An 803-nucleotide genomic window follows, 5' to 3' on the forward strand; every position below is an offset into this window, starting at 1 on the left:
CCGTTCCCATGCCGAACACGGAAGTTAAGCGTCTCAGCGCCGAAAGTAGTTGGGGGATCTCCCCCTGTGAGGATAGGACGTTGCCAGGCTACATATTGGAGGATTAGCTCAGCTGGGAGAGCACCTGCCTTACAAGCAGGGGGTCGGCGGTTCGATCCCGTCATCCTCCACCATTTACACCTGCCGGTGTAGCTCAGTTGGTAGAGCATCTGACTTGTAATCAGAGGGTCGAGGGTTCGAATCCTTTCGCCGGCACCATTTGATCTTTTTAAAAAGTCTACCGCTAGAAATTATACCTTGCCGGGGTGGCGGAATTGGTAGACGCACAGGACTTAAAATCCTGCGAGGGTTTCCTCGTGCCGGTTCAAGTCCGGCCCTCGGTACCATTAATATTTTCCCATGATGATTATTCGTCTCGCACCCTTAGCTCAGCTGGATAGAGCGTTAGACTACGAATCTAAAGGCCGGGAGTTCGAATCTCTCAGGGTGCACCATTTTTAGACGGGAAGTAGCTCAGCTTGGTAGAGCACTTGGTTTGGGACCAAGGGGTCGCAGGTTCGAATCCTGTCTTCCCGACCATCATCACTTATATTGGGGCCTTAGCTCAGCTGGGAGAGCGCCTGCCTTGCACGCAGGAGGTCAGCGGTTCGATCCCGCTAGGCTCCACCAATTTTTTTACAGACGAACTTTGAAAACTGAACGATGAGGCAAAAAAAGTTTTACCATTTTTGAATGAAGCGCAAGCTTCGTCAATTTAAGAGCTATATCAAATTCTTTGGAGAGTTTGATCCTGGCTCAGGACG

The 803-nt window shown here is 50.7% G+C and carries 6 tRNA genes and 1 rRNA gene; all 7 read left to right on the forward strand.

The window, feature by feature from the left end:
- Positions 1-89: ribosomal RNA gene (rrf, locus tag KNO72_RS15430) — 5S ribosomal RNA — on the forward strand; the annotation flags it as partial.
- Between the two features lie 8 nt (positions 90-97).
- A tRNA-Val gene (locus KNO72_RS15435) sits at positions 98-173 on the forward strand.
- A 9-nt stretch (positions 174-182) separates the two neighbouring features.
- Positions 183-258, forward strand: a tRNA-Thr gene (locus KNO72_RS15440).
- A 41-nt stretch (positions 259-299) separates the two neighbouring features.
- A tRNA-Leu gene (locus tag KNO72_RS15445) sits at positions 300-386 on the forward strand.
- 31 nt (positions 387-417) lie between these two features.
- Positions 418-494, forward strand: a tRNA-Arg gene (locus KNO72_RS15450).
- 8 nt (positions 495-502) lie between these two features.
- Positions 503-579: transfer RNA gene (locus tag KNO72_RS15455), tRNA-Pro, on the forward strand.
- A gap of 14 nt (positions 580-593) precedes the next feature.
- Positions 594-669: transfer RNA gene (locus KNO72_RS15460), tRNA-Ala, on the forward strand.
- Positions 670-803 lie beyond the last annotated feature (134 nt).

The sequence above is a fragment of the Exiguobacterium sp. s123 genome (genome assembly GCF_018617075.1).
GTDB lineage: Bacteria > Bacillota > Bacilli > Exiguobacteriales > Exiguobacteriaceae > Exiguobacterium > Exiguobacterium profundum.